Origin of the sequence: Streptomyces chumphonensis, assembly GCF_014779715.1 — a bacterium.
GTDB lineage: Bacteria > Actinomycetota > Actinomycetes > Streptomycetales > Streptomycetaceae > Streptomyces > Streptomyces chumphonensis.
On sequence record NZ_JACXYU010000012.1, the window covers coordinates 18961 to 44861 of the forward strand.

At 74.3% G+C, this 25901-nt stretch carries 22 protein-coding genes and 1 pseudogene; 10 read left to right on the top strand and 13 right to left on the bottom strand.

The genetic code is table 11. The features are described 5' to 3' along the window. Positions 1-114 precede the first annotated feature (114 nt). The gene (locus tag IF129_RS19975) at positions 115-1122 is read left to right on the top strand and encodes an EamA family transporter (protein WP_191211125.1); all 1008 of its coding nucleotides are present in this window, start codon (positions 115-117) and stop codon (positions 1120-1122) included. A gap of 153 nt (positions 1123-1275) precedes the next feature. Further along, a pseudogene (locus IF129_RS19980) lies at positions 1276-2217 on the top strand (DMT family transporter); the annotation flags it as partial. Here IF129_RS19980 and IF129_RS19985 read toward each other — a convergent pair. After that, positions 2215-2886, bottom strand: coding sequence for a pyridoxamine 5'-phosphate oxidase family protein (locus IF129_RS19985; RefSeq protein WP_191211126.1), 672 nt, complete (start codon positions 2884-2886; stop codon positions 2215-2217). The pseudogene IF129_RS19980 and the gene IF129_RS19985 sit on opposite strands and share 3 nt — an antisense overlap. Positions 2887-2920: 34 nt before the next feature. On the opposite strand from IF129_RS19985, the gene IF129_RS19990 reads away from it, so the two are divergent. Next, on the top strand, positions 2921-4261 hold the full coding sequence (locus tag IF129_RS19990; protein WP_191211127.1) for an aminotransferase class I/II-fold pyridoxal phosphate-dependent enzyme: 1341 nt from the start codon (positions 2921-2923) through the stop codon (positions 4259-4261). Between the two features lie 52 nt (positions 4262-4313). Here IF129_RS19990 and IF129_RS19995 read toward each other — a convergent pair whose 3' ends face one another. The 7 genes from IF129_RS19995 to IF129_RS20025 all read right to left on the bottom strand — a co-directional run bounded on the left by IF129_RS19995 (position 4314) and on the right by IF129_RS20025 (position 11506). Beyond that, a complete protein-coding gene (locus IF129_RS19995) occupies positions 4314-4778 on the bottom strand; it encodes a Rieske (2Fe-2S) protein (RefSeq protein ID WP_191211128.1) in 465 nt (154 codons plus the stop codon). Positions 4779-4900: 122 nt separating this feature from the next. Further along, complete coding sequence (locus IF129_RS20000; protein ID WP_191211129.1) at positions 4901-6610, bottom strand: amidohydrolase; 1710 nt, start codon at positions 6608-6610, stop codon at positions 4901-4903. 107 nt (positions 6611-6717) lie between these two features. Continuing rightward, positions 6718-7695 (bottom strand): alpha/beta hydrolase, encoded by a 978-nt coding sequence (locus tag IF129_RS20005; protein WP_318153852.1) that lies wholly within the window; start codon positions 7693-7695, stop codon positions 6718-6720. A gap of 46 nt (positions 7696-7741) precedes the next feature. Next, positions 7742-8812: a phosphotriesterase family protein gene (locus IF129_RS20010; RefSeq protein WP_191211130.1), complete on the bottom strand. Its 1071-nt coding sequence runs from the start codon at positions 8810-8812 to the stop codon at positions 7742-7744. After that, positions 8809-9918 (bottom strand): phosphotriesterase family protein, encoded by a 1110-nt coding sequence (locus IF129_RS20015; protein WP_191211131.1) that lies wholly within the window; start codon positions 9916-9918, stop codon positions 8809-8811. The genes IF129_RS20010 and IF129_RS20015 overlap by 4 nt, the downstream gene beginning before the upstream one ends. A gap of 111 nt (positions 9919-10029) precedes the next feature. Continuing rightward, complete coding sequence (locus IF129_RS20020; protein ID WP_191211132.1) at positions 10030-10704, bottom strand: GntR family transcriptional regulator; 675 nt, start codon at positions 10702-10704, stop codon at positions 10030-10032. Positions 10705-10765: 61 nt separating this feature from the next. Continuing rightward, positions 10766-11506, bottom strand: coding sequence for an alpha/beta fold hydrolase (locus tag IF129_RS20025; protein WP_191211133.1), 741 nt, complete (start codon positions 11504-11506; stop codon positions 10766-10768). A 241-nt stretch (positions 11507-11747) separates the two neighbouring features. Here IF129_RS20025 and IF129_RS20030 point away from each other — a divergent pair, with 241 nt between their 5' ends. The 4 genes from IF129_RS20030 to hpaD are packed head-to-tail and all read left to right on the top strand — an operon-like array spanning position 11748 to position 16710. Then, positions 11748-13187 carry a fumarylacetoacetate hydrolase family protein gene (locus tag IF129_RS20030; RefSeq protein WP_191211134.1) on the top strand — a complete coding sequence of 480 codons (1440 nt, stop codon included), beginning with the start codon at positions 11748-11750 and terminating at the stop codon, positions 13185-13187. Positions 13188-13221: 34 nt separating this feature from the next. After that, complete coding sequence (dapA, locus tag IF129_RS20035; RefSeq protein WP_191211135.1) at positions 13222-14142, top strand: 4-hydroxy-tetrahydrodipicolinate synthase; 921 nt, start codon at positions 13222-13224, stop codon at positions 14140-14142. A gap of 22 nt (positions 14143-14164) precedes the next feature. Continuing rightward, a complete protein-coding gene (gene hpaE, locus IF129_RS20040; RefSeq protein ID WP_191211136.1) occupies positions 14165-15664 on the top strand; it encodes a 5-carboxymethyl-2-hydroxymuconate semialdehyde dehydrogenase in 1500 nt (499 codons plus the stop codon). A gap of 20 nt (positions 15665-15684) precedes the next feature. After that, positions 15685-16710, top strand: a complete 1026-nt coding sequence (gene hpaD, locus IF129_RS20045; RefSeq protein WP_191211137.1) for a 3,4-dihydroxyphenylacetate 2,3-dioxygenase — start codon at positions 15685-15687, stop codon at positions 16708-16710. Between the two features lie 222 nt (positions 16711-16932). Here the strand turns inward: hpaD and IF129_RS20050 are convergent, their stop codons facing one another. From IF129_RS20050 to IF129_RS20065, 4 genes are read right to left on the bottom strand one after another with little or no spacing between them, the layout of a single operon-like run. Then, the gene (locus tag IF129_RS20050) at positions 16933-18153 is read right to left on the bottom strand and encodes a multidrug effflux MFS transporter (protein ID WP_191211138.1); all 1221 of its coding nucleotides are present in this window, start codon (positions 18151-18153) and stop codon (positions 16933-16935) included. A 29-nt stretch (positions 18154-18182) separates the two neighbouring features. Then, complete coding sequence (locus IF129_RS20055) at positions 18183-19220, bottom strand: alpha/beta hydrolase (RefSeq protein WP_318153853.1); 1038 nt, start codon at positions 19218-19220, stop codon at positions 18183-18185. A gap of 2 nt (positions 19221-19222) precedes the next feature. Next, positions 19223-20185 (bottom strand): aldo/keto reductase, encoded by a 963-nt coding sequence (locus IF129_RS20060; RefSeq protein ID WP_191211139.1) that lies wholly within the window; start codon positions 20183-20185, stop codon positions 19223-19225. Between the two features lie 23 nt (positions 20186-20208). Beyond that, the gene (locus IF129_RS20065; protein ID WP_191211140.1) at positions 20209-21318 is read right to left on the bottom strand and encodes a zinc-binding dehydrogenase; all 1110 of its coding nucleotides are present in this window, start codon (positions 21316-21318) and stop codon (positions 20209-20211) included. Positions 21319-21419: 101 nt separating this feature from the next. On the opposite strand from IF129_RS20065, the gene IF129_RS20070 reads away from it, so the two are divergent. Further along, a complete protein-coding gene (locus IF129_RS20070) occupies positions 21420-22823 on the top strand; it encodes an amidohydrolase (protein ID WP_318153854.1) in 1404 nt (467 codons plus the stop codon). Between the two features lie 54 nt (positions 22824-22877). Here IF129_RS20070 and IF129_RS20075 read toward each other — a convergent pair whose 3' ends face one another. Then, positions 22878-23618, bottom strand: coding sequence for an SDR family NAD(P)-dependent oxidoreductase (locus tag IF129_RS20075; protein WP_191211141.1), 741 nt, complete (start codon positions 23616-23618; stop codon positions 22878-22880). 89 nt (positions 23619-23707) lie between these two features. Between IF129_RS20075 and IF129_RS20080 the strand changes: the two genes are divergently transcribed. Together IF129_RS20080 and IF129_RS20085 are read left to right on the top strand one after the other, a co-directional pair. Continuing rightward, a complete protein-coding gene (locus IF129_RS20080) occupies positions 23708-24676 on the top strand; it encodes an aldo/keto reductase (RefSeq protein WP_224755293.1) in 969 nt (322 codons plus the stop codon). Positions 24677-24747: 71 nt separating this feature from the next. Next, entirely contained in the window at positions 24748-25746 is a 999-nt protein-coding gene (locus IF129_RS20085; RefSeq protein WP_191211142.1) for a methyltransferase, read from the top strand. Positions 25747-25901 lie beyond the last annotated feature (155 nt).

Below are 25901 nucleotides of genomic sequence, written 5' to 3' on the forward strand. Positions count from 1 at the left end.
GGACAGGACGCTCGCGGGCACGGGCGGACGGGGTGGCCCGGGGTGGGGTGGCCACCCTGCGAGACAGGAGCCATCGCGCTCGACACTCATGTTGGCCGTGGGCATGATGGCGGCATGCCGGAAGCCCCCCAAACCGCCGTTCCCCGCCGAGCCGGTGGCGGCATCGGCCTCGCCCTGACGTCCGCGTTCGCCTTCGGCGGCTCCGGGGTGGCGGCGAAACCCCTGATCGAGGCCGGGCTCGACCCCCTGCACGTCACCTGGCTCCGGGTGACCGGCGCCGCGCTGGTGCTGCTGCCCCTGGCGTGGCGGCACCGCGCCCTGGTGCGGGAACGCCCGGCGCTCCTCGTCGGGTTCGGCCTGCTGGCCGTCGCGGGGGTCCAGGCCTGCTACTTCGCCGCCATCGCCCGCATCCCCGTCGGCGTGGCGCTGCTGATCGAGTATCTGGGGCCCGCTCTCGTGCTGGCCTGGGTGCGCTTCGTCCAACGCCGACCGGTGAGCCGAGCGGCGGGTCTGGGCGTGGTCCTGGCCGTGGCCGGGCTGGCGTGCGTGGTGCAGATCTGGGCCGGTCTGCGGCTCGACGCCCTGGGGTTGCTGCTCGCGCTGGGCGCCGCCTGCTGCCAGGTGGGCTACTTCATCCTGTCCGACCACGGCGGCACCCCGGTCGACGGCCGCGGGGTGCCCGACCCCGTGGGCGTCATCGCCTACGGGCTCCTCGTCGGCGCCGTCGTCCTCACGGTCGTCGCCCGCCCGTGGACGATGGACGGGCACGTGCTCGCGCGGACGGCGCTGATGGGCGGGGCGGAGCTGCCGGCCGTGGTGCTGCTGGCGTGGGTCGTGCTGGTCGCCACCGTGGCCGCCTACCTCACCGGCATCGTCGCGGTGCGCAGGCTCTCCCCCCAGGTGGCCGGCGTGGTCGCCTGCCTGGAGGCCGTCGTGGCGACCGGCCTGGCCTGGGTCCTGCTCGGGGAGCGGCTGGCCGCCGTGCAGCTCCTCGGTGGCGCGCTCGTGCTCGCCGGAGCGCTGACGGCGCAGCGTTCGACGCCCGTCGCCGCGCCCGCGGAACCCGTCGCCCGGGGCGGGGACGGGGAAACGCGATTGCCCGAGGACGTCCGGCTTCCCTAAGGTGCCCCCATGCCGATGAGCGTGCTCTCCCCGCCCGCCGCCTGAGGCGGGCGGTCCGACGACGCACGCGGCGCCCGTGGGGCCCCGCGTCGGCCCCGGCTGCCCGCACACGGGACGAACTTCATCTTCGACTCGTCGTGGAGCACTCGGCACATGAATCCTCGAACCTCCTCCGCCGCCCTGCCCGTCGGGCGCGGCCTCCTCTTCGTCATCGTCTCCGCCGTCGCCTGGGGCACGGCCGGAGCGGCGGCGGCCCTCCTCTTCGACAGCAGCGGGCTGGGCCCGGTGGCCCTCACCTTCTGGCGCACCGCCGGGGGCCTGGTGCTGCTCGCCGCCGTACGCGCCGCGCGGCGGCCCGCCCGCCCCGCCACGGCGCCCGTCGCCGAGTCCGCACGGCGGCGGTTCACCCGCGTCGTGGCCACCGGGCTCGGCCTGACCGTCTTCCAGACCGCCTACTTCGCGGCCGTCGAGGCCACCGGGCTCGCGGTGGGCACCGTGGTGACCCTCGGCGCCGGGCCGGTGCTCATCGCCCTGGGCGGACGGCTGCTCATGGGCGAACGGCTCGGCCGTGGCGGCGCGCTCGCGGTGGCGGGCGCACTGGCCGGTCTCGGCATCCTCGTACTCGGCGGGGAGGGCTCGGGGACCGTGGTGCCCCGAGGCGTCGCCTACGCCCTGCTGTCCGCGCTGGGCTACTCCGCGATGACGCTCTACATCCGGTGGCGCGGCCGGGACGGGCAGGCCGCCGACCCGCTCGGGACCACGCTCTCGGCGTTCGCCGTCGGTGCGGCGCTGCTGCTCCCCCTCGCCACCGCAGAGGGGCTGTGGCCGCAGGGAGCGGACCTGACCCGCTCGGTGCTGCTGATGGCCTACGTGGCGGCCGTGCCGACGGCGCTCGCCTACGCGCTGTACTTCGCGGGGCTGGCCGTGGTCCGAGCGGCGACCGCCTCGGTCATCGCCCTGATCGAGCCGGTCACGGCCGCGCTCATCGCCGTCACGCTGCTCGGTGAGCACCTGGGCGCGGCCACGGTCACCGGGACCGCGGTGCTGCTGGCCGCGGTGACGGCCCTGGTGCTCGCCGAGTCCCGCGGGGCCTCAGGGCCGGGAGCCGGCCGTGAGGTAGTCCGGGGCGGACGTGCCGGGGCTCAGGTCGTCGGCCGGCACGGGGTCGCCGTGGACGACGCGGACGGGCACCAGGCCGCTCCAGTGCGGGAGTGACAGGTCCTCCGGATCGTCGTTCGGGCCGCCCGTCCTGACCTTGGCGGAGACCTCCTCCAGCTCCAGGGCCAGGACGGCGGTCGCGGCCAGCTCCCGGGCGTCGGCGCGCCGGGAGTCGGCCGAGCGGCCGGGGACCACGTGGTCGACGAGGGCGTCCAGCACGGTGGCCTTCTCCTCGGGGGCGGTCACCGGCGTCGCGGTGCCGTGGACGACCACCGAGCGGTAGTTGACCGAGTGGTGGAAGGCCGAGCGGGCCAGCACCAGCGCGTCGAGGTGGGTGACCGTCACGCACACCGGGAGGCCGGGGGCCGCGCCGGCCTCCCGCAGCGGGCGGGAGCCGGTGGAGCCGTGCACGTAGAGCCGTTCCCCGATCCGCGCGTACAGCGTCGGGAGCACCACCGGCCGTCCCTCGCGCACGAAGCCGAGGTGGCACAGGTATCCCGCGTCGAGGATCGAGTGCACCAGCGCGCGGTCGTAGGAAGCGCGTTCCCTGCCGCGGGTGGGGACGGTGTACGGCGTCGGCGCGTAGGAACCGGTCGCGTTGTTCATGGTGAGGTCCTCCCCATCAATGCACTAGTGCATAATGTGTATTGTGCTAGGAGACTACCCAATCACCGGACGGCGTGCGATCGAGATCGCCGAGAGCGTCGAACAGGGCGTGAACAGCGGAGCCCTGCCCCCGGGCCGCGCGCTGCCCGCCCTGCGCGACCTCGCCGCGCGCCTGGGCGTCAACCCCAACACCGTCGCCGCCGCCTACCGCACCCTGCGGGAGCGCGGGGTCGTGGAGACGGCCGGGCGGCGGGGCACCCGCGTCCGCGCCCGCCCCGCCAGCACGCCGCGGGAGGCGCTGCGACCGGCGGCGCCGCAGGGGACGCGCGACCTGGCGGCCGGGAACCCCGACACCGCGCTGCTGCCGTCCCTGGAGGCGGCGCTGGCGGAGGCGGCGGTTCGCCACACCCGACGCCCCACGCTCTACGGCGCTCCGGCGGTCAGCCCGGAACTGGCCGCCCTCGCCCGGTCGGCCTTCGACGCCGACGCGGTCCCCGAGGGTCCCGTGGCCGTCACCTCCGGCTCACTCGACGCCATCGAACGGGTGCTGGCCGCACATCTGCGGCCGGGTGACGCCGTCGCCGTCGAGGATCCGGGCTGGGGCAGCGCGCTGGACCTCGTGCCCGCTCTGGGTCTGCGTGTGCTCCCCGTGCGGGTGGACGACGACGGTCCCCTGCCCGGTGAGGTGGAGCGGGCGCTGGAGCGGGGCGCTCGCGCCCTGCTCGTCACCTCCCGCGCGCAGAACCCCACCGGCGCGGCCATCGGAGCCGAACGCGCGGACGCGCTGCGTGCGGTGCTCGGCACCCGGCCCGGCACGCTGCTGATCGAGGACGACCACGGCCACGGGTTCGTCGACCTGCCACCGCACACGCTCGCCGGCGCGACGACGCGGTGGGCCGTGCTGCGCTCCGCCGCCAAGGCCCACGGCCCCGACCTTCGGCTCGCCGTGCTCACCGGGGACGAGTTGACGCTCGACCGGTTGCGCGGCCGGCAGGCGCTCGGCCCCGGGTGGGTGAGTGTGCTGCTCCAGGAGGCGGTCGCCCACCTGTGGCGCGAGCGCGTCGTGGACACCGCCGCCGTCGCCCGCTCCTACACCCGGCGGCGTGACGGTCTGCTGGCCGAGCTCGCACGCCACGGCGTCACGGCCCACGGCCGGTCGGGGATGAACGTGTGGGTGCCGGTGCCCGACGAGACCTCCGCGGTGGCCGGGCTCCTGGGGTCGGGGTGGGCGGTCGCGCCCGGTGCCCGGTTCCGGCTGGCCGCGCCCCCCGGCGTCCGGCTGACCGTCTCCACGCTGCGCGTCGGGGAACTGCCGGGCCTCGCCGAGGACGTGGCCGCCGCGCTCCGCCCGTCCGAGGCCCGCCGCTACGGCTGACCGCAGGGGGCCGCAGGGGGCCGCGGCCCCCTGCGGAAGCGTCCCGCCCGCGTCAGCCGAGCAGGATGGCGTCCCCCGAAACGGTGATCTCCGCCGGCGGCAGCGCGCGCTGGGCCGGTCCGTCGACCACCGCGCCGTCCTCGACGGAGAAGCGGCTCCCGTGGCAGACGCAGTTGATCGTCCCGTCCGCCACCTCCTTGACGAGGCAGCTCTGGTGGGTGCACACCGCGGAGTACGCCGTGAACTCGCCGGCCACCGGCTGGGCGACGACGACCTTCTGATCGGCGAAGACCCGCCCACCGCCTTCGGGGATGTCGGACGTCTTCGCCAGTTCCTCGCCGCCCCCGCCCCCCTCCGGCGCGGAACCCGTCGCCCCCTCCTCGGGGGAGCCGCCCGGCGTCCCCTCGGGGTCCGGCTCCGCGGAGTCGGTCCCGCCGCAGGCGACGAGCACGGTGGTGAACCCGGCGGCTCCGGCCGCCGCGAGCACGGCGCGCCGACTGGTCTCTGGTGTCCTCATCGTGAACCTTTCCTCTGACGGACGGACCTGTGCCGGGGGGTACGCGCCGGGGACGCGGCGCGTTCACCGCGGGGCGGAGTTCTTCCCGCCCCACCGGGGCGGGCGTCCGGCCGAGGAGCGGATCAGCCCGCACCGCCCCGCCGCGCGTGGACGACGCGGCCGTCGAGGATGGTCAGGTCGACGGGCAGTTCCGGGATGTCGTGCGGGTCGGTGGCGCGCAGGTCGCCACCGAGGACGCACAGGTCGGCGACCTTGCCCGGCTCGATGGTGCCCTTCCACTCCTCGGCGAAGTCCTGCCGGGCGGGGTGGCAGGTGTAGGCCCGGAGCGCCGTCTCCAGGGAGACGCGCTGGTCCGCTCCGCTCACCCGGCCGGTGGCCTTGGACTCGCGCAGCATCATGGCGGCCACCCCCCGACGCCAGTCGGGCGCCGTGATGGGGGCGTCGGAGCCGACGCAGACGGCGATCCCCGCCTCCGCCGCGGACCGTACCGGCCACTGGTAGTCCGACCGCTCGCTGCCGACGATGTCGTCCATGAGGTCCGCGATGGTCCACTTGATGGCCGGGTTCATGTTGATGCCGTACCCGTGGGCGGCCAGCCGGGCCAGGCTCAGGGGGGAGGCGAAGTCGCCGTGGATGACGTAGTGGCGGGCGTCCGCCCGGGGGTGGGCCTCGTCGGCGGCGACGAACGCGTCGACGACGGCGTCGATCGCCCGGTCCCCGGTGACGTGGACGCCCAGCTGGTACCCCGCCGCGTGGGCGACCCTGATCATCTCCGTCAGCTCGGCCTGCTGCAGCCCGGCGTCGGCCCCGTGCACGCACAGCGAGCCGTTGGCCCCGTCCGTGTAGGGGTCGTGCATCCAGGCGGTCTCGTTCGGGGGCACGCCGTCGGCGAACACCTTGACGCCGATCGCGGCCAGCCGCCGGGGGTCGACGTCGTCGGGGACGGCGAGTCCGTCCAGCCCGGCCGTCACCTCGGCCGCCGAGCCGCCCATGGGCGCGGGCAGCAGCAGGACCCGCACCCGCGCGGCGAGTTCGCCCGCGCGGGCCAGTTCGACGTAGGCGTGCAGCGTCGCGGTGTCGAGGCCCCCGCCGAGGATCTCGGCGCCGCCGGGGCCGAGTCCCGGCTCGGTGTAGCTGGTGATGCCCTCGGCGTGCAGCGCCGCGACGGCTGTCCGGATCGCCTCCTTGCGCTGCTCCACGCTCGCGGGCGGCACCAGCTTCTGGACGAGTGCCTGCGCCGTCTCCTTGAGGATGCCGGTGGGCTCCCCGGCGTCGTCCACCTCGATGACGCCGCCCTCCGGGGCCGGCGTCGCGCGTGTGATGCCGGCGCGGCGGAGCGCCGCGGAGTTGGCCCACACCATGTGGCCGGAGAAGTCGGTCAGGCACACCGGGTGGTCGGGGGAGACGTCGTCCAGGTCGTGTCGGTGCGGCCGGCGGCCGGGTTCGGCGCGGCACTCCCGCAGGTAGCCGACGTCCCAGCCGAGCCCGGTGATCCACTGCCCGGGTGGAGTCCCGTCGGTGGCCCGCCGTACCGCGTCGGCGATGTCGGCGATCGACTCCACGGTCGGGTGGCCGATGTCCAGCGCGAACGGCGGCCGCGTCAGGGCCCAGGCCGCGCCGTGCAGGTGGGAGTCGTTGATTCCCGGCAGCACGGTCCGTCCGGCCAGCTCGACGACCCGGGTTTCCGGTCCGGCGAGTGCGGCGATCTCCTCGTCGCTTCCCACGGCGAGGATCCGGCCGTCCCGGACGGCCAGCGCCTGGGCCACGGAGAACGCGTCGTCGACGGTCAGCACGTCGCCGCCGGTCAGAATCAGGTCCGCTGTCTTCGACATCGATGACCCTCCTGGGTGGTTGAAGTGGAACGGGCGAGCGGGGTGGACGCGGCGGCGCGACGGGGTGGGGGAGGTCCGCGGTCCGCCGCCGGGAGGGCCGGGGCCGGTCAGAGGCCGAGCACGCGGCGGAGCCAGGAGAGGCGGGTGGCCAGGGCCGCCCGGGTGAGGTCGTGTTCCGGGGCGAAGACGTCGAAGCCGTGGAAGGCGCCCTGCCAGATGTGCAGTTCGGCCTGTCCGCCCGTGGCCCACAGACGCGAGGCGTAGGCCACGTCCTCGTCGCGGAAGAGCTCCGCGCTGCCGGCCTCGACGAACGCCGGGGGGAGGCCGGAGAGGTCGTCCGCCCGGGCCGGGGCGGCGTAGGACGACACCTCGGCCGTCGGATCACCGGCCCGCTCGCCCAACAGCGCGCGCCAGCCGAGCAGGTTCATCTCCCGCCGCCAGGTGCCGCTGCCGTCGTACTGGTGGCTCGACACCGTGGTGTTGGAGTCGTCGAGCATCGGGCACAGCAGCAGCTGCCCGGCCAGGTGCGGTCCGCCGCGATCCCGCGCCATGAGGGCGACTCCGGCCGCGAGGCCGCCTCCGGCGCTGCCCCCCATGACGACGACGCGACCGGGGTCCACACCGAGGTCCGGCGCGTGCCGGGCCATCCACGCGAGGCCGGCGTAGCAGTCCTCCACCGGTGCCGGGTCGGGATGCTCGGGGGCCAGGCGGTACTCCACGCTGACGGCCACCACGCCCAGCCGCGCGACCAGGTCCACCAGACGCGGCGTGTCCTGGTGCCGGTTCCCGCTGATCATGCCCCCGCCGTGGATGCTGTACAGCCCGGGCACCGGCGTCCCGCGGTGCCGTGGCCGCAGCACGGTGACGGCGAGGTCGGGGGCGCCGTCCGGGCCGGGGACCGTACGCTCCTCCGCCTCGACGTCCCGCGCACCGATGACCTCGTCGACGGGCGGCTGGGGGAAGCCGGCCGCGGCGGCCCGGACGGCCTCGACCGTCGCGGGTGGCGGGTCGGCCTCCTCGCCCCGCGTCATCGCGTCGAGGATCGCGGCGAGTCGGGGGTCGAAGGGGGCGGGGGTGACGCGCACGGGGTTTCTCCTGGGTCGGGCGGACGCGGGGAGGGGTGGGCCGGGGTCAGCGCGGCGCGGCGAAGGCGAGTGCGCGGGCGGGGTTGTCGACCATGATCGTGCCGATGGCCTCCTCGCCGACTCCGAGGCGCCGCAGCGCGGGCAGGAAGTGCCGGGGGATGTAGTCGTATCCCTGGCCGCCGTACTTCTTGAGCTGGATCTTCTGGCACACGTCGTGGCCGAGCACGATCTGCTCCGCGTACCCCTGCTCGACCAGATCCGCCACGCCCCGGGCGACCTTGTGGTCGCTGGTGAGGACGAGGTGCCCCCAGGGGCTGCCGGGGGAGGCCAGGAAGTCGAGCTCGACGAAGACGCCGCGTGCGAGGACGCGGCGGCCGAACGACGGGTCGGTGAGGACCTCCATGGCGTGGCCGAGGACGACGTTGGACGGTGGCACGCCCTCCTCGGCGAGGATGTCGAGCACACGGAGCTTGTCCTCGCCCACGCCGCCGACGTGGAAGGTGACCGGCGCGCCGGTCACCGCGCTCGCGCGTCCGCTCGCCCGCACGCTCTTGAGCTCGTTCGCGGTCAGCGGCGCCGTCTCCGCGCCGACCTCGCCGATGACGCCCGAGCGGATGCCGGTGCCGTCGGCACCGAGGACGACGTCGCGCACGATGGCGTCGGCGAGGTCGTCGACGTCGCGTGCGTCCATGTCCGCCGGGTGGAAGGGCGGCGTGTACCAGCCGCCGCCCATCACGATGTGGAGACCGCTCGCCCGTGAGAGCCGCAGCAGAGCCTCGGGGTCGCGGCCCAGCCCCACGGGGGAGACCTCGACCACGGTGCCGCCGCCGCTGTGCGCGAAGGCGAGCACCTCCGCGAGCATCTCGTCGAAGTCGCCCAGCACGTCGTTGTCGGCGTTCGGATGCCCGTGGCGGGTGCGCGCCAGGGTGCTGGCGGTGAGCGGTCGCGCGGCCTCGGGGGAGTCCTCGTGGGGACGGAGGAAGCCCGGGGGCCGCCGCAGGTCCACGAAGAGGTGCTCGTGCATCAGGGTGGCGCCGAGTGCCGCCGGGTCGACGGGGCCGGCGACCGTGAGGGCCTGTCCGGCGAGGTTCGGGATCTCGAAGGGGTAGCGGCTCACGAGGGGGCCCTCCGGTCGGCGAGAGTCAGCAGACGGCCGGGGTTGTGCGCGGTGACGGCCGTCACGAGGGCGTCGTCGGCCCCGAGCATCCTCAGGAAGGGGACGAACTGGCGCAGGACGAAGCCGTAGCCGCCCCCGCCGTAGGCCAGGAGCTGCGCCTTGGATCTGACGCCCTGCGACAGCAGGACGCGCTCCCCGTGGCCCCGGCGGGCGAGCTCCAGCACGGCGGCGGCGACGTCCTGGTCGTCCCACGTGCTGAGGACCGTGGGCAGTCGGCCGAGCTGGTCGAACCGCACGAACACGCCCCGCTCCAGGAGCGGTTCCAGGTCGTCGGGGCGGGGTGCGAGCCCGTCGCAGTGGCCGACGGCGACGCGCGAGAGGTCGGCGCCCTCCTCGGCGAGCACGTCGAGCACCCGGTGCTGCGTCGCCGCGTCCTCACAGCGGCGCAGGGAGATCGCGGCCCCCGTGGCCGCCGCCGCGCGGGCCGCCGCGACCAGGACGGCGTGCGCGGCGGGCATCGTCGGATCGAGAGCCCCGACTTCGCCGATGATGCCCGCGCGCACGCCGTCCACCCCCTCGGTGAGGTCGCGGACGATCTCCTCGGTGAGGCGTTCGGGGGCCGGGTCCGGGCCCGGCCCGGCGGCACGGGGAGCGGTCCCCATGACGACGTGCAGGCCGGTGGCCCGGGCGATGCGGCGCAGCCCGGCCGGACTGCGCCCGAGGCCGGGCGGCGTGGCGTCCACCAGCGTCGCCCCGCCCGCGTCCCGGAACGCGGTGGCCTCGGCGGTGGCGAGGTCCTCGTCGTCGAGCAGCCAGTTGTCCCGGTTGGGCGCGCCCGTGCCGATCTCGCCGAGCAGGTCCATCGTCAGCGGTGCCCGGTAGAGGCGGACCCGGCTCGCGGCCGTCGGGCGCGGATGCCCCACCGCCGCCCAGGCCGCCGCCGTGTCGCCGCGTGGTGCGACGTCACTCAGCAGGTGTTCGTGCGGGAGGACCGCGCCGAGTGCGTCCGCCCGGATCTCGCCGGTGACGGTGACGACCGTGCCGGTGGACGTCCGCGCGGCCGTCGGGGCCTCGGCGCCGGGCGCCGCGGGGTCGGTGGTGGACATGGCTGCCACGATAGCAGATAAGATATCTCATCGTATACGATTACTTCCGTGAGTGAGCCACCACCGAACGCGCCGACCGCCGTGCGGAGCGCCGGTGGGGGCCCGGAGCCGTCAGGTCTCCGCCGTCGCCCGACGCAGTGCCTCGGCGGTCGCGACCTTGTGCGCGCAGGCGACCCGTTCGACCTCCTCGGCCGGCGCACCCGCCTCGATCAGCTCCAGCATCCGCTCGTGCTCGGCGACCGATCGGCGGGCCCGGCCGGGCACGTGGCTGAAGGTGGAGCGGCGCATGTGGTCCAGGCGCGCCCACTCCGCCTCCAGCAGGACGACCAGGTGCTCGTCCGGGCAGTGCGCGTAGAGCGAGAAGTGGAACTCCCGGTTGAGCGCGGTGAAGGAGGTCGGGTCGAAGTCCTCCAGCGCCCGGGTCATCCGGGCGTTGATCTCCCGCGACCGCTCGATGTGCGGCGCCGTCATGCGGGGTGCGGAGATCGCCGTCGCGTACCCCTCCAGCCGGGCCAGCACCTGGAGCGAGTGCTCCACCTGCGCGGCGTCGAAGACGGCGACCCGGGCGCCGATGTTGCGGACCACCTCCACCAGACCGTCGGACTGCAGCCTGCGCAGCGCCTCGCGCAGGGGGATCGTGCTGACCCCGGTCTCCCGCGCGAGCTGGCTGAGGACGAGCCGGTAGCCCGGCCCGTACGTCCCGTCGAGGATGCGCGAGCGCAGCAGCTCGTAGCTGACCTCCGCCTTCGACCCCGTGGTGCGGACCGGTTTCTCCGTGGCGTTCATCGGCGTTCCCCAAACCCGGGCCGGACGGCCGCTGCGCGACCCCGGCGGTGTACTCGTGCGCTCATCCTGCAAGGACGTCCAGGACGGTACGGCGGAACGCCGCACCGGTCAGGGCCCCGTGGTGATCGCCCGGAACGGTCCGCAGCTCCGCACCGTCGACGAGGCCGGCGACCCGTTCGATCCCGCGCGTCATGACGTCATCCTCCCCGACGACGAGCACCGGCGGTGTCGCCCCCGTCCAGGAGCGCGGGGCGAAGGGGGTGGCCCGCAGGCCCTCCACGCAGCGGGCGAGCCCCGCGGCCCGGTCCCCGTGGGCCCGGACCATGCCCGCGATCGCCGCCGTGAACGGGTCGGCGGGCTCCGCGCCCTCGGTCACCGCCCGGTGCAGGGCCGGCACGTCCACCGCCTCGAACGGTTCCGCCGGGCTCAGCCCGCCGAGGACGGTGCGTCCCACCCGACCGGGGGCGGCCTCCGGCAGCGCCCAGACGAGCCGGGCCCCCAGCGAGTACCCCACGGCGTCGAAGCCCTTCGCGCCCGCCTCGTCCACCACGGTGGCCAGGGCCGCGGCCAGAGTCGGGGCCCCGGCCTCGCCGGGTGTCGAGGGGGCCGGGCTCTCCCCGTGGCCCGGCAGGTCGGGCACGAGCACCACGCGCCCGGTCCCGGCCAGGGCCTCGGCGATGCCGGTGTCGACCCAGTCGCGGCGGCCGTCGGAACCGAAGCCGTGCACCAGGAGCACGGCGGGCAGTTCGGCGTCCTCGCCGGGAATGAACGTACGGACATGCAGACCGGTACGGCTGTGCATCGGATCACGCACCCTTCGGAGCGATGGTCGTGGGCGGGGACGGGGTGTGATTCAGGCCATGTGGGCACCCCGCCCGCAAATCATGCGTGATATCGTATACGATTATTCGGCCGGTGTCCTTCCGGCCCCGTTCCGGTCAGGGCCGGTCCCCGCCGCCCCCGGGCTCCGAGACGTGCTCCGGGCACGCGTCGCCCGCCCCGCCGTTCCGCGCCCGAGGCCGCTCACGCCCAGGGAGAACCCCATGCCGCATCCGCTGGGAACCCAGCCGTCGAAGATCATCGCCGTCCACCTCAACTACCCGTGCCGGGCCAAGGAGCGCGGTCGCGTCCCGGAGCGGCCGTCCTACTTCCTCAAGCCCCCCTCCTCCCTCGCCGGCACCGGCGACGCCCTCGCCCGCCCGCGCGGCTGCGAGCTCATGGCCTTCGAGGGCGAGATCGCCCTGGTCATCGGCCGCCGTGCGCACCGGGTCGCGCCGGAGCGGGGCTGGGAGCACGTGGCCTGGGTGACGGCCGCCAACGACGCGGGCGTCTACGACCTGCGGTACGCCGACCGCGGTTCCAACCTGCGCTCCAAGGGCGCCGACGGCTTCACCCCGATCGGCCCCCGGCTCCTCGACGCCACCCGCCTCGACCCGGCCGCGCTGCGACTGCGCACCTGGGTCAACGGTGAAGCGGTCCAGGACGCCGACACCTCGGACCTGCTCTTCCCCCTCGGGGACCTGATCGCCGACCTCTCCCGGCTGGTCACGCTCGAACCGGGCGACGTCATCCTCACCGGCACGCCCGCGGGCGCCTCGGTGGTCTCGCCCGGCGACGTCGTGGAGGTGGAGGTCAGCACCCTGGACCGGGTCGACTCCAGTGGCCGGCTGCGCAACCCCGTCACGGAGGCGGAGCACGACCTCGCCCCCTGGGGCGCCATGCCCCGCGTCGACGCCGCCCTGCGCGCAGACGCCTGGGGCACCCCGCCCGCGGACGACGGCCCCGCCCTGGACGAGGGCCTCGCCCGGGACCTGCGCGCCCTGGCCACCGCCACCCTCAGCTCCCAGCTGCGCAAGCGCGGCCTCCAGCACATGACGATCGACGGCGTGCGTCCCACCGACCCCGGCGCCAAGCTCGTCGGCACCGCCCACACCCTGCGCTACCTGCCGCTGCGGGAGGACCTCTTCGAGAAGTTCGGGGGCGGCATGAACGCGCAGAAGCGGGCCGTCGAGGAACTGCGGCCGGGCCAGGTCCTCGTCATGGACGCCCGACGCGACCCCACGGCCGGCACCATCGGCGACATCCTGGCCCTGCGGGCGAAGGTGCGGGGCGCGGCCGGCGTCGTCACCGACGGCGCCCTGCGGGACAGCGCGGCGGTCGCCGCCCTGGGCCTGCCGACCTACTACGCCGCCGAACACCCGGCCGTCCTCGGACGCCGGCACGTGCCCTGGGACACCGGCGTGCCCATCGCCTGCGGCGGCGCCCTCGTCCAGCCCGGCGACATCCTCGTCGGCGACGCGGACGGCGTCGTCGTCGTGCCGCCGGACCTGGCCGCCGAGCTCGTCGCCGACTGCCTCGAACAGGAACGGCAGGAGCGGTTCATCGCCGACCGGGTGTCGGCGGGCGAACCGATCGAGGGCCTCTACCCGCTCGGCCCCGCCTGGCGGGCCGCCTACCAGGAGTGGCTGAGCACCCCGTCATGACCCCGACCCCACCCCTTCACCCCCGGAGCCAGCCATGAAGTTCCGCACCGATCCCGCCTCCATCCGCGGGTCCATCGCCCCCGTCATCACCCCCTTCACCGAGGAGGGCGCGGTCGACCACGCCGGCCTGCGGGGACTGATCCGCTGGCAGCTGGAGTCCGGCTCGCACGGCATCTCCCTGGGCGGTTCCACCGGCGAGCCCTCGGCGCAGTCCGCCGCCGAGCGCATCGCCGCCCTGCGGACCGCCGCCGAGGAGATCGGCGACCGGGTCCCGTTCCTGCCCGGCACCGGCTCGCACAAGCTGGACGAGACCCTGGAGATCACCGCCGCCGCGCGGGACGCGGGGGCCGACGCCGCCCTGGTCATCACCCCGTACTACGCCCGCCCCACCCAGGAGGCGCTGTACCGGTGGTACGCGACGGTCGCCCGCGAGTTCCCCGACCTGCCGGTCGTCGCCTACAACGTGCCGTCCCGCACCGCCGTCGACATCGCCCCGGAGACGGTCCGACGCCTGTTCACCGACTTCGACAACTTCGTCGGTGTCAAGGAGACGACCAAGGACTTCGAGCACTTCTCGCGGATCCTGCACGCCTGCGGCCGCGAGCTGCTGGTGTGGTCCGGGATCGAGCTGCTGTGCCTGCCGCTGCTCGCCCTCGGCGGTGCCGGGTTCGTCTCGGCGGTGGCGAACCTGGCGCCGAGCGCGGTGGCCCGCATGTACGAACTGTGGGAGGCCGGCGACTTCGACGCCGCCCGTGACCTGCACTACCGGCTGCACCCCCTCGTCGACCTGCTGTTCGTCGAGACCAACCCGGCACCGGCCAAGTGGGTCCTGGAGCAGCAGGGCCGCATCGCCTCGGGCCACGTGCGCCCGCCCCTGACGCCGCCCACCGAGGCCGGCCTGGCCCGCATCCGCGAGCTGCTCGCCGAGGGCGGCGACCTCACCCAGCAGCTCTGACCCCCCGAACGGAAGAGACGCCATGTCCACGAAGCCGACCACGGGTCGCCCCGCCGACCTGCCCGAGACGATCCGGCACTGGATCGGGGGCGGGCTCCTCGACAGCGCCGACGGGGCGACCTTCCCCGTCCACGACCCCGTCTCCAACACCCCCTACGCCGTGGCGGCCGCCGGTGGCCCCGAGGACGTCGACCGCGCCGTCGCCGCGGCGCGGGCGGCCTTCCCCGGCTGGTCCACCCTCGGCAACCGGGAACGTGCCCGCGTCCTGTACCGCGTCGCCGACGCCGTCGAGGCCCGCGAGGAGCGCCTGGCCGCGCTGGAGACCTTCGACTCCGGGCTGCCCATCACCCAGGCCAGGGGCCAGGCCCGACGGGCGGCCGAGAACTTCCGCTACTTCGCCGACGTCATCGTGGCGCTCGGCGAGGAGGCCTTCCGGGCGGGCGACCAGCAGATCAACTACGTCGTCCGCAGCCCCGTCGGGGTCGCGGGCCTCATCACCCCCTGGAACACGCCGTTCATGCTGGAGAGCTGGAAGCTGGCTCCGGCGCTCGCCTCCGGCTGCACGCTCGTCCTCAAGCCGGCCGAGTGGACCCCGCTGTCGGCGAGCCTGTGGCCCGAGATCCTCACCGAGGCGGGCGTGCCGGACGGAGTGGCCAACATCGTCCACGGGGTCGGCGAACGGGCGGGGCAGGCCCTCGTCGACCACCCGCTGGTGCCGCTGATCTCCTTCACCGGCTCCACGGACACCGGGCGGCACATCGTGCGCAGCTCCGCCGAGCACCTGAAGACGACGTCGATGGAGCTGGGCGGCAAGTCGCCGGTCGTGCTCTTCGCCGACGCCGACCTCGACGCGGCACTGGACTCGGTCGTCTTCGGCGTCTTCTCGCTCAACGGGGAGCGCTGCACGGCGGGCTCCCGCGTCCTGGTCGAGCGCCCGGTGTACGAGGAGTTCACCCGGCGGCTGGCCGAGCGCGCCGAGCGCGTCACGGTCGGCCCGCCCGCCGACCCGGCCACCGAGGTCGGGGCTCTGGTGCACGCCGAACACTACGCGCGGGTGCTCGACTACGTGGAGATCGGCCGGGGGGAGGCCAAGCTCGTGGCGGGCGGTTCCCGTCCCGCACACCTGCCGGAGGGGAACTACCTGCAGCCGACCGTCTTCGCCGACGTCGCCCGGGACGCCCGGATCTTCCAGGAGGAGATCTTCGGGCCGGTCGTGGCCGTCGCCCCCTTCGACGACGAGGCCGAGGCCGTCGAGCTCGCGAACGCGACCGAGTTCGGCCTGGCGGCCTACGTGTGGACGTCCGACCTCAAGCGGGGGCACCGCGTCGCGCACGCGGTGGAGTCCGGCATGGTCTGGATCAACTCGCACAACGTCCGCGACCTGCGCACGCCCTTCGGGGGCGTGAAGTCCTCCGGCCTCGGCCGCGAGGGCGGTGCACATAGTATCGATTTCTACACCGAATCGAAGATTGTCCACGTGATGCTCGGCGAGGCCCACACGCCCCGATTCGGTGCGTCCTGACCGTTAAGGAGTCACCACCCATGACGACCGCACCCGACGTCGTCCGCTCCGCCTACGCCCAGCTGGTCGTCACCGACCTGGCCCGGGCCCGGTGGTTCTGGTGCGACATGCTCGGATTCCACGTCCAGTACGAGGACGCGTCCGTGATCTGCCTGCGGGGCACCGACGAGCTCACGCACCACTCCCTCGTGCTGCGCCAGGGGGAGACGGCGGCCCTGGACCACCTCTCCTACCGGGTCCGCACCGGCGAGGACGTCGACCGTGCCGAGGCGTACTTCTCCGCCCTCGGCCTGCCCGTCCGCCGCGTCCCGAAGGGGACCGGGACGCCCGGCGTCGGGGACGCCGTCCGGGTCATCGACCCGCTCGGCTTCCCCGTGGAGTTCTTCCACGACATCGAACGCGCCGAGCGCCACATCCAGCGCTACGACCTGCGCCGTGGGGCCGAGATCGCCCGGCTGGACCACTTCAACATCTGCACCCCCGACATCCCCGCCGCCTACGCGCACTACGAGGCGCTCGGATTCGGCTGCTCGGAGACGATCGAGGGCGACGAGCACGAGCTCTACGCGGCCTGGATGTACCGCAAGCAGACCGTGCACGACGTCGCCTTCACCGGCGGCGCCGGGCCCCGGCTGCACCACGTCGGCGTGGCCACGCACGAGTCGCACCAGGTGCTGCGTACCGCCGACCTCTTCGGCTCCCAGCGCCAGGAGCACCACATCGAGCGCGGCCCCGGTCGGCACGGCGTCTCCAACGCCTTCTACCTCTACCTGCGCGACCCCGACGGCCACCGGGTGGAGATCTACACCTCCGACTACTACACCGGCGACCCCGACCACGAGACGTACCGCTGGAACGTGCGCGACGATCGCCGCCGCGACTTCTGGGGCAACGCGGTGATCGAGTCCTGGTACAAGGAGGCCTCCCCGGTCCTCGACCTCGACGGCCGCCCCCGGCCGGTCGTCGACGCCGTGCTGGACGAGTCGGCCGTCCGGGTCGGCGCGGACGGTCTGGGCATCGTGGAGCCGGACCGGAAGGACGGCTGAGGCACCGCCGCGGGGGCTCACGCCGAGCCCCCTCCCGGACGAAGCGCCGGACCGCGACGCGGTCCGGCGCTTCGTCGTGTCCGTGGCGGTGCCCGCGCGCGAAGTCCGGGCGATCACGCTCACGTCCCCGTCCGTGGACGCCGGCACGGCACGGCGCTGCCGCCGGCGTTGTTCGCCGGCGGCAGCGCGGGGAGGGGGACGGGCCCGCCGAGGGCCCGCGGGTCAGTGCGGAGCGCCCGAGCGCGCCTCGGCGGGTGGTGCCGTGGCCGCACGGCGCAGCCGGGGTCGTACGGCACCCCACACCAGCAGGCACCCGACCGATGCGGCGACGGCCATGGTCAGGGACAGGGTCAGGCCGCTCGCTCCGCCGAGCGCCACGAGAGGGGCGACGAGGGGCCCGACGGCGAAGGTCGACATGCCCAGCAGGGCCGCCGCCGTCCCGGCGCGTTCCCCGTGCCCGCCGAGGGCGAGCGAGGAGGCGTTCGGAGTGATCACGCCGTAGCAGAACAGCACGAGCGCCAGCACGACGAGCAGCACGGCCAGGCCGAACCCGCCCAGCACCGTGAGCAGCAGGCCCACGGCGGCCACGGCGGTCGCGGTCGTGCCCACGACGTACATCCGCGCCGGCCCCGCCCGCCGCACGACACCCCGGTTGACCAGCGCACCGAGCATCGCGACGACCGCGTTCACCGCGAAGACGACGCTGAACGCCTGCGGGCTGAGGTGGTAGCCGTCCTGGAGCACGAAGCTGATGGACGCCAGGTAGGTGAAGAACGCGGTGCCGGTGCACGCCCCCACCAGCAGATAGCAGACGAACAGCCGGTCGCGCAGGACGGTGCCGAAACGTTTCCCGGTCTCGGCGAATCCGCCCGCGTGCCGCCGCTCGGGCGCGAGGGTCTCCGGGAGCAGGGTGCAGACGACGACCAGCAGGAGGACGCCCACGGCGGCGAGGACGACGAACAGTCCGCGCCAGTCCAGCACCGCGGCGAGCTGTCCGCCCGCGACCGGTGCCAGCACCGGGGCCAGCGCCCCGACCAGGGCGAGCAGGCTCAGCAGCCGCGCGAGCTCGATCCCCGAGGTGATGTCGCGGGCGGCGGCGAGGGCGATGACGACGCCCGCGGACCCGGTGACGCCCTGCAGGAACCGCGTCACGAGCAGGACCTCGATGGAGGGGGCGAACGCGCACAGCAGCGAGAACACCGTGAAGAGGGCGACCCCCCACATCAGCGGGCGCCGCCGGCCCAGCCGGTCGCTGAGCGGACCCGCCACGAGCTGGCCGAAGGCGAGCCCGAGCATGCACACCGACATCGACGCCTGGGCCAGGCTGTCGCTGGTGTCCAGGTCGCGGGCGAGCTGGGGCAGCAGCGGCATGGACAGGTCCATCGAGAGCGGCCCGAACACCTCCATCGACCCCAGGACGAACGCGGCGCGGCGCGCGCTCATGACCCGCGCGCCCCGCGCCGTGGACGGCGTCATCCGGACCGGCCGGTGGCGCCGAGGACGCGCCGCATCCACGACTCCCGTGCGGCCACGGCGGCCCGGGAGACCTCGGTGTCCGGCGAGAACCCCGAGAAGCCGTGGTACCCGCCGGCCCACACCTGCAGTTCGGCCTGCCCGCCCGTCGCCCAGATCCGGGTGGCGTAGTCCACGGCCTCGTCGCGGAACACCTCGGCCGCGCCGACGGAGATGTAGGCGGGCGGGAGTCCGGAGAGGTCACGGGCGCGGGAGGGCGCCGCGTAGGGGGAGACGGCGTCGGTGCCCCGGACCGGGCCGAGCAGCGCGTCCCAGCCGGTGTCGTTGGTCGTGCGGTCCCAGATGCCGATGCCGTCGTACTGGTGGCTCGACACGGTGGTGTTGCGGTCGTCGATCATCGGGCAGTCCAGGATCTGCCCGGCGAGCGGCGGGCCGCCGCGGTCGCGGGCCATCAGCGCGACGGCGGCACTCAGGCCGCCGCCCGCACTGGCGCCGCTGACGAGGATGCGCGCGGGGTCGACACCGAGCGACGCGGCGTTCCGGGCGAACCAGACCAGCCCCGCGTAGCAGTCCTCGGCGGCGGCCGGAGCGGGGTGCTCGGGGGCGAGGCGGTACTCGACGGTCACGGCGACGGCGCCGAACGTCACCACGTCCTCGACGAGTCCGGCGAGCCCGAAGAACCGGTTGCCGAGGACCATCCCGCCACCGTGGATGCCGTAGACGCCGGGTGCGTCACGGGCGCCCGCGCGCGGTCGCAGGATCGTCAGCTCCAGGTCCGGCGCCCCGTCCGGACCGGGCACGGTGAGGTGCTCGAAGACCACCGGTCTCGTCCCGATGGCCGCCTCGACGGGGGGCACGAGCGTGGCGAAGTGGGCGCGGTTGGCGAGGATCGTGTCCGCGCGCAGCGGGATGCGCTCGATGAGGCCGCGGCAGGCCGCGAGGCCGGGTTCGAGCTCCGGGTCGTAGGGGACGGGCAGCGGTCCGCGACCGGAGGACGCCCGTCCGCCCGGGTCGGCTGTGTGGTGCTGTGCGGTCACGGTCAGGGGCCTTCCGGGTCGACGATGCCCCGGTCGACCCAGAACGGCTCGACGAGGGAACGGAGCTGCTCGGCACCGACACGCTCGACCAGGTCCAGGGCGGCGATGTTCTGCCGCACCTGCTCCAGTCGGGTCGCGCCGACGAGCGTGGTGGCGTTGGCGGGGTGGGTGAGCGTGAAGGCGACGGCGAGCTGCGCGGGCGTCGTGCCCAGCTCGCCGGCGAGTTCGGTGATGCCGGGCACGGTGGCGATGATGGCGTCCCGCACGGACCCCGGGTCGCGCCCGATCTCCCGCTCCGGGGAGGTCCGCCCGGCCAGGATGCCGCCCTCCAGGACGTCGGAGGACTGCATGCTCAGCCCCGCGGCGAACAGTTTGGCGAACGGCTCCCCGTCGGGGATGGCCCGGCGCGCCACGCTGTACTTCAGCTGCGCGATCTGCGGGCCGGGCACGCCGCGTTCGGCGGCGATGCGGCGCAGGGCGTGGATGTTCCCCGCCGACCAGTTGTTCACGCCCCAGGCGCGGATCAGTCCGGCCTCGATGAGGGTGCTCAGGTCGCCGACCAGGTCCTCCAGCGCGACGTCCTCGCGCCGCAGGTCTCCGAGGATCACCAGGTCGGCGTGGTCCAGCCCGGTCCGCAGGAACGCGTTCTTCAGCTGGGGTGCGAAGCCCTCGCCGTCGAAGGCCTCGATCCACAGCTTCACCGAGGCGAGGTAGGTGTCCCGGGGGACGGCGGCGGCCCGCATGATCGCGCCCCACAGCACGTCGGTGAAGACGGGGGGCTTTCCGGGCATGCCGTAGACGCCCACGTCGAAGAGGTTGACACCCTGGTCCAGGGCGTGGCGGACCAGGGTGACGGCGTCGGCGAAGTCCATCCGGTCGAAGGTGTGCCAGGAGCCCAGGGACAGCGCGGAGGCTTCGAGTTCGCTCGTGCCGATACGGCGCCGGGGGAGTACTGCGGTGGTCACGGGACGTTCCTTTCGGGGGGCGTTCAGGTGAGCCGGGGGTCGATGACGGCCTTGATCTCCTCGTGCCGGCTCATCGCGGTGATGCGGGCCGAGGCCTCCGCCAGGCCGACGCGCGGGCCGAAGAGCCGGTCCCACGGCATGCGTTCGGGGAAGGAGGTGAAGAATTCGATGGCGTCGTGGTAGTCGGCGATGTCGCCGTTGAGCGAGCCGACGATGCTGAGTTCCTTCCCCATCACCGTGCCGAGGGCGAGCGCCTCGGAGCCGGGCCCGGTGCTGCCGACGATGACGACGCGACCGCGCTGGGCCGCCATCTCCACCGCCTCCCGGCCTACGGAGGGGGCGCCCGCGAAGTCGAGCACCAGGTCCGCGCCGTGGCCGCCGGTGAGTTCCCGTACCTGGGCCACCGTCGCCTCGGAGCCCTCGGCGATGTCCACCGTCGCGTCGGCGCCGAACTCGCGCGCCAGGGCGAGGCGGGTGGACGGCGCACCGACCGTGATCACCTTCCCCGCGCCGCTGAGGTGGGCCACCGCCGTGGCGAAGAGTCCGAGCGCGCCCGAACCCTGGACGACGACGCGGGAACCGGGACGTACGCCGCCGACCCGGGAGAAGGCCCGCAGCACGGTCTTCGCCGCGCACCCGGCCATCGCGGCCCAGGTGTCGGGAACCGACTCCGGGAGGAGGAGCTTGGCCGCGTGCGGCACCACGTAGGCGTACTCGCTCAGCCCCGCCGTCGCGTACGGCGGGGCGTCGGACCGCTGCAGGAAGCCGTAGCCCCGGTGGGAGCAGGCGACCGGCTCCCGCAGGACGGCGCAGCCGTGGCACGCGCCGCAGGTCGACTCCGACCAGCCGATCCGGTCGCCGACGGTCAGGTCGCGACCGAGCGCGTCCCTGGCGTCGTCACCGACAGCGACGATCTCGCCGACCATCTCGTGGCCGAGCACCATCGGCAGCATGCCGGGGAAGCTCATCTTCCCCGACCAGATCTCGATGTCCGTGCCGCAGAGCGTGGTGCACAGGATGCGCACGAGGGCGGCTCCCGGTTCCGGTCTCACCGGCAGGGGCAGGTCGATCAACTCGAGCGCGGAGCCGTGTGCGGTGAGGACGGCCGCGCGTGTCGAGGAGGGGATATCCATCGGAACTCCTTCGGTATCGAGCGGTTTCTGAGGCTCGACGATGGGTTAGTCTACGGACGTTGACTCAAATGTCGAGACCCTGAGAGCCGCGAGGAGCCCCCGTGCGCACAGCCGACGGCGTCACCCCAACTGCACCGGCCGACCTGATCCTGCGGGGCGGCGTCGTCCACACCATGACCCCGGACGGCGGAGATCCGGGCGCCACCGCCATCGCGCTGCGTGACGGGATCGTCGTGCGCGTCGGTGACGACCGGGAGGTGCTCGCGCTCGCCGACGCCTCGACCGAGGTGGTCGAACTCGCCGGGCGCGCGGTTCTGCCCGGCATCAACGACGCCCATCTGCACGCCACGTGGCTCGGCGCCCTCTGGCCGCACACGCTCTTCGGTGAACTCGGTGGCGCCGGCCCCGCGCCGCTGCGCCCTCTGACCGACGACGCGCAGCGGCGGCAGGCGATCCTGCGCGCCGGCGAGCTGCTCACCTCCCTCGGCATCACCAGCTACACCGAGCCCGGCCTCGGCCCCGGCGAGGACCGCGGGGAGACCGGGGCGTTCGGCACGTCGGTCGCGGCGCAGTACCGCGCCCTGGCGGCCGAGGGGCTGCTGCGCTCCCGGGTCACGGTCCTGTGGCTCTACGGCGAACTCGACGGCCCGAGCGAGCTGGGCGGCTTCCTGACCGGCATGGCCGCCACCGACGGCGCGACGAGCGACCCCCGGTGGCTGCGCTTCGCCGGCGTCAAGATATTCGCCGACGGCATCCCGCCGATGCGTTCCGCGTACACGCACCACTGCTACGCCGACGGCGGCCGCTCCGCCCTCCTGGTGGCCGGTGATGACGACGCCGACCGCGAGGCGAACCTGACGCGCATGATCCTCGCCGCACACCGCGCGGACCGGCAGGTCGGGGTGCACGCCACCGGAGACCGGTCCGTCCAGGTCGCCCTCGACGCCTTCGAGGCGGCCCGGGCCGAGCGCGACGTGGACCTCGGCCACTACATCATCCACGGCGACCTGGTCACCGCCTCCCAGCTGCGCCGCATGGCCGCGCTCGGGGTGGGACTGGACATGCAGCCGGAGATCGCGCTGCTGACCCGGGACCTGGTGGACGACGCCCTCGGCCCCGGCTCGGCGGCGGCCGCGTGGCCGCTGGGGGCCGCGCTCGACGCGGAGGTCCCCCTGTGCCTGACCTCCGACGCGCCCGTGCTCTCCCCGGACTGGCGGCGTCAGATCGCCGCCGCCGACACCTGGATGGGGCCCGCGTCCGACCCCCGGCGGCGGATGGACCGGCTGCTGCGCTGCTACACCGTGGAGCCCGCCCGGCAGGACCACGCCGCGTCGTGGAAGGGGATGCTCGCCCCGGGCATGGCCGCCGACCTGTGTGTCCTGGAGGCCGACCCGTTCGGTGTCACCCCCGCCGAACTGCCCGACGTCGGCGTCGAGCTGACCGTGGTGGACGGCAGGGTCGTCTACGAGCACCGGGCGCGGGTCGAGGCGTCGAAGGCCGTGTGAGGTCCCCGGCCGGGGCCCGCGCCCGGGTGGCGGCGGGCCCCGGCCGCGGCGCCCTCAGGTGAGCAGCTGGCCGCCGTCCACCGGCAGGCTCGTTCCGGTGATGTGCCCGGCCCCCGGGCCGGCGAGGAAGACGGCCGCCGCCGCGACGTCGTCGACCGAGGCCAGCCGGCGCAGCGGGATGCGGTCCTCCCAGGCCCGGCGCTGCGGCGAGCCCTCGGGCAGGCCGACGGCCAGCATCTCGGTGAGCACGGGGCCGGGCGCCACGGCGTTGACGCGGATGCCGTGCTCGGCCAGCTCGATCGCGGCCCACCGGGTGAGTGCGTCCACGGCCGCCTTGCTGCTCTCGTAGCCGCCCATGCCCGGCGTCGGCTGCCGTCCGCCGATCGAGGAGACGTTGACGATCACCCCCGCCGCGCCGTGGCCGACCATCCGGCGCGCGACGTGCTGGGTCATCAGGAACGTGCCCACGACGTTGGTGTGCAGGACGGTCTCCAGATCGGCACCGGACAGGTCCAGGAGGGCGCCGTGGACCGTGAGCAGGCCCGCGTTGTTGACCAGCACCCCGATCGGCCCGAGCTCCTTCTCCACCGCGTCGAGCCCCTGGGCGATGGAGGGCTCGTCGGTGATGTCGAGAACCTGTCCCGCGACGCCCAGGGCCTCGGCCGTCTCCCGGACGCGCTGTGCGTCCCGGTCCGCGATCACCACGGTGTCGCCCGCGGCCGCGAAGGCCGCGGCCACGGCGCGGCCGATCCCGCCCGCTCCGCCGGTGACGAGCACGGTGCGTGCTTCTTGCATGGTCGCCTCCCTCAAGCCGTGACCCATGTCACGGTCAGCGGTATAGTATACAAGCGTAGACAAAAAAGCCGAGGCTTCCGGGAGGAGCTTTGAGCACTGCACAGCCCATTCCCCGCCGCCGACTGGGGCCGGACGGCCCCGAGGTCCCGGTGGTGTCGCTCGGGTCCTGGAACACCTGGGACCGCATGGACTTCGACGACGCGGTCAAGCTGGTCGCACGGGCCGCCGAGCTCGACTGCGCCTTCTTCGACGTCGCGCACTACAACATGGGCCCGCACGCCGAGAACGCCCGCACGGACCTGATCTTCGGGCGCGCGGTGCGGGAGGCCGGGCTCGCGCGCGCCGACTGGCGGTTCTGCGGCAAACTCTGGCTCTGGGACTACCCCGCCACGGGTTTCACCGAGCAGATGGAGACGTCGCTGGAGCGCGTCGGCGTCGAGAGCGCCGACATGGTCGTCGTCGGCGACTACCTCGACGACATCGACGTCGAGCGGGTCGTCACCGACGTCGCCGAGCAGATCGACGCCGGGCGGTTCACCACCTGGGGCGTCAACAACTGGCGCTTCACCGACCTGCGGGCCGCGATCGACGTCGCCCGCGGGCGCGGACTGGTGCCCCCGTCGTTCGCCCAGCTCAAGTACGGACTGGCCCGCAGGTCCATGGCGGAGGGGCGCTACTACGCGCCGCTGTTCGACTCCGGCGAGCTCGCCCTCCAGGCCTCCGACGTCTTCGAGGGCGGGGTCCTGGTGGGGAACCTCCGTCCGGGCCGCAAGATCGGCGCGGACGTCGGCGGCATCCGGGAGCGCGTCGCCGCGTCCTACGGCGAGGTGCGAGCGCTGGCCGAGAGCTTCGAGGCGACGCCCGCCCAGCTGGGCATCGCCTTCTGCCTCGCCAACCCCGCCACCGCGAACGTCCTGGTCGGGGTCTCCCGGCAGGCCCAGCTCGAGGACAACGTCGGCGCGATCGCGCTGCTCGAACGGGTGGGGGCGGAGACGCTGCGGGAGGCCACGGCCCACCTGTGGCTCGACCGCGACGTCGCCGCGGACGGCACCTGGTGAGCCCCACCGGCACCCCGCGAGCGGCCGCAGCGCCGCACACCGTAGGTACGACAACCCTTCAGGAGGACGACATGACCACATCCGCCACGCCGGCCACGCCCCGCACGCCCGACCGCATCGTCGACATCGCGATCGGCTACATGGGGGCCAAGCAGCTCTTCGCCGCCGCCCGCACGGGGATCTTCCGCGCCCTCGCCGACGGCGAGCGCGACGTCACCGCCCTGGCCGGGGCGACCGGGGTCAGCGAGCAGATGGTGCGCGTCCTCGCCGACGCCATGAACGGACTGGGGCTGCTGGAGCGCCGCGACGGGCGGTACCGGCTCGCCCCGGACGCCGCCGCCTACCTCGGTGGCGACGGCGAGCTCGACCTGCACCCCTTCCTCGGCTTCCTCAACGAGATCAGCTACGGCCACTGGCTGCAGTTCGACGCCACCGTCGACGCGACGAAGCCCGGTGAGCTGGAGATGAACGAGGAGCGCTGGAAGACGTTCATGGCCGGCGTCATGCGCTACAACGCGCTGCACGCCGCCATGCTGGCCCGCGCCTTCGACTTCGGCCCCTACCGGGACCTGCTCGACCTCGGAGGGCTCTCGCCCGAGTTCGCCCTCCACGCGTTGCGCGCCAACCCCGCCCTCACGGCCCGCTTCGTCTTCGATCCGGCTTCCACGGACTCCCTGAACCAGGCGCTCGACGCGGCCGGGCTCGCCGACCGCGCGACGGTCGAGCCCGCGCCGACCGAGTCGGCCCGGCCCGGTGGGGAGCACGACCTCGTCATGGTCAACCACGTGATCCACCGGTTCACCGCCGAGCAGAACCGCGCCATCCTCACCGGGGCCCGGGACGCCGCCCGCCCCGGCGCGACGCTGCTGCTGCTGGACTTCCTGCTGGACGACGGCGACCGTCAGCGCCCCATCGACGCCCTGCACGCTGGTGAGTACTTCGTCATCGACGGCACGGTCGTCTACCCGGAGTCCGAGGTCACGGCGTGGCTGGAGGCGGCGGGCTGGCGGCGGCGCGAGGTGATCGCCCTGCCGGGAAGCCCCCGTGTCGTCGTGGCGGAGGCCGTCTGACCAGCGCCCCGGTCGCGGTCGGAAGGCCATTCGGTCACCGGTTGATTTCGGCGCGGCGGGCCCATTGCCTTTTTCGCCGACGACCGTAGACTAACGGCCACGACGCGGGAGGTGGCGTGCAGATGAACCCCCGCGTACGCGCCACTCTCACCCCG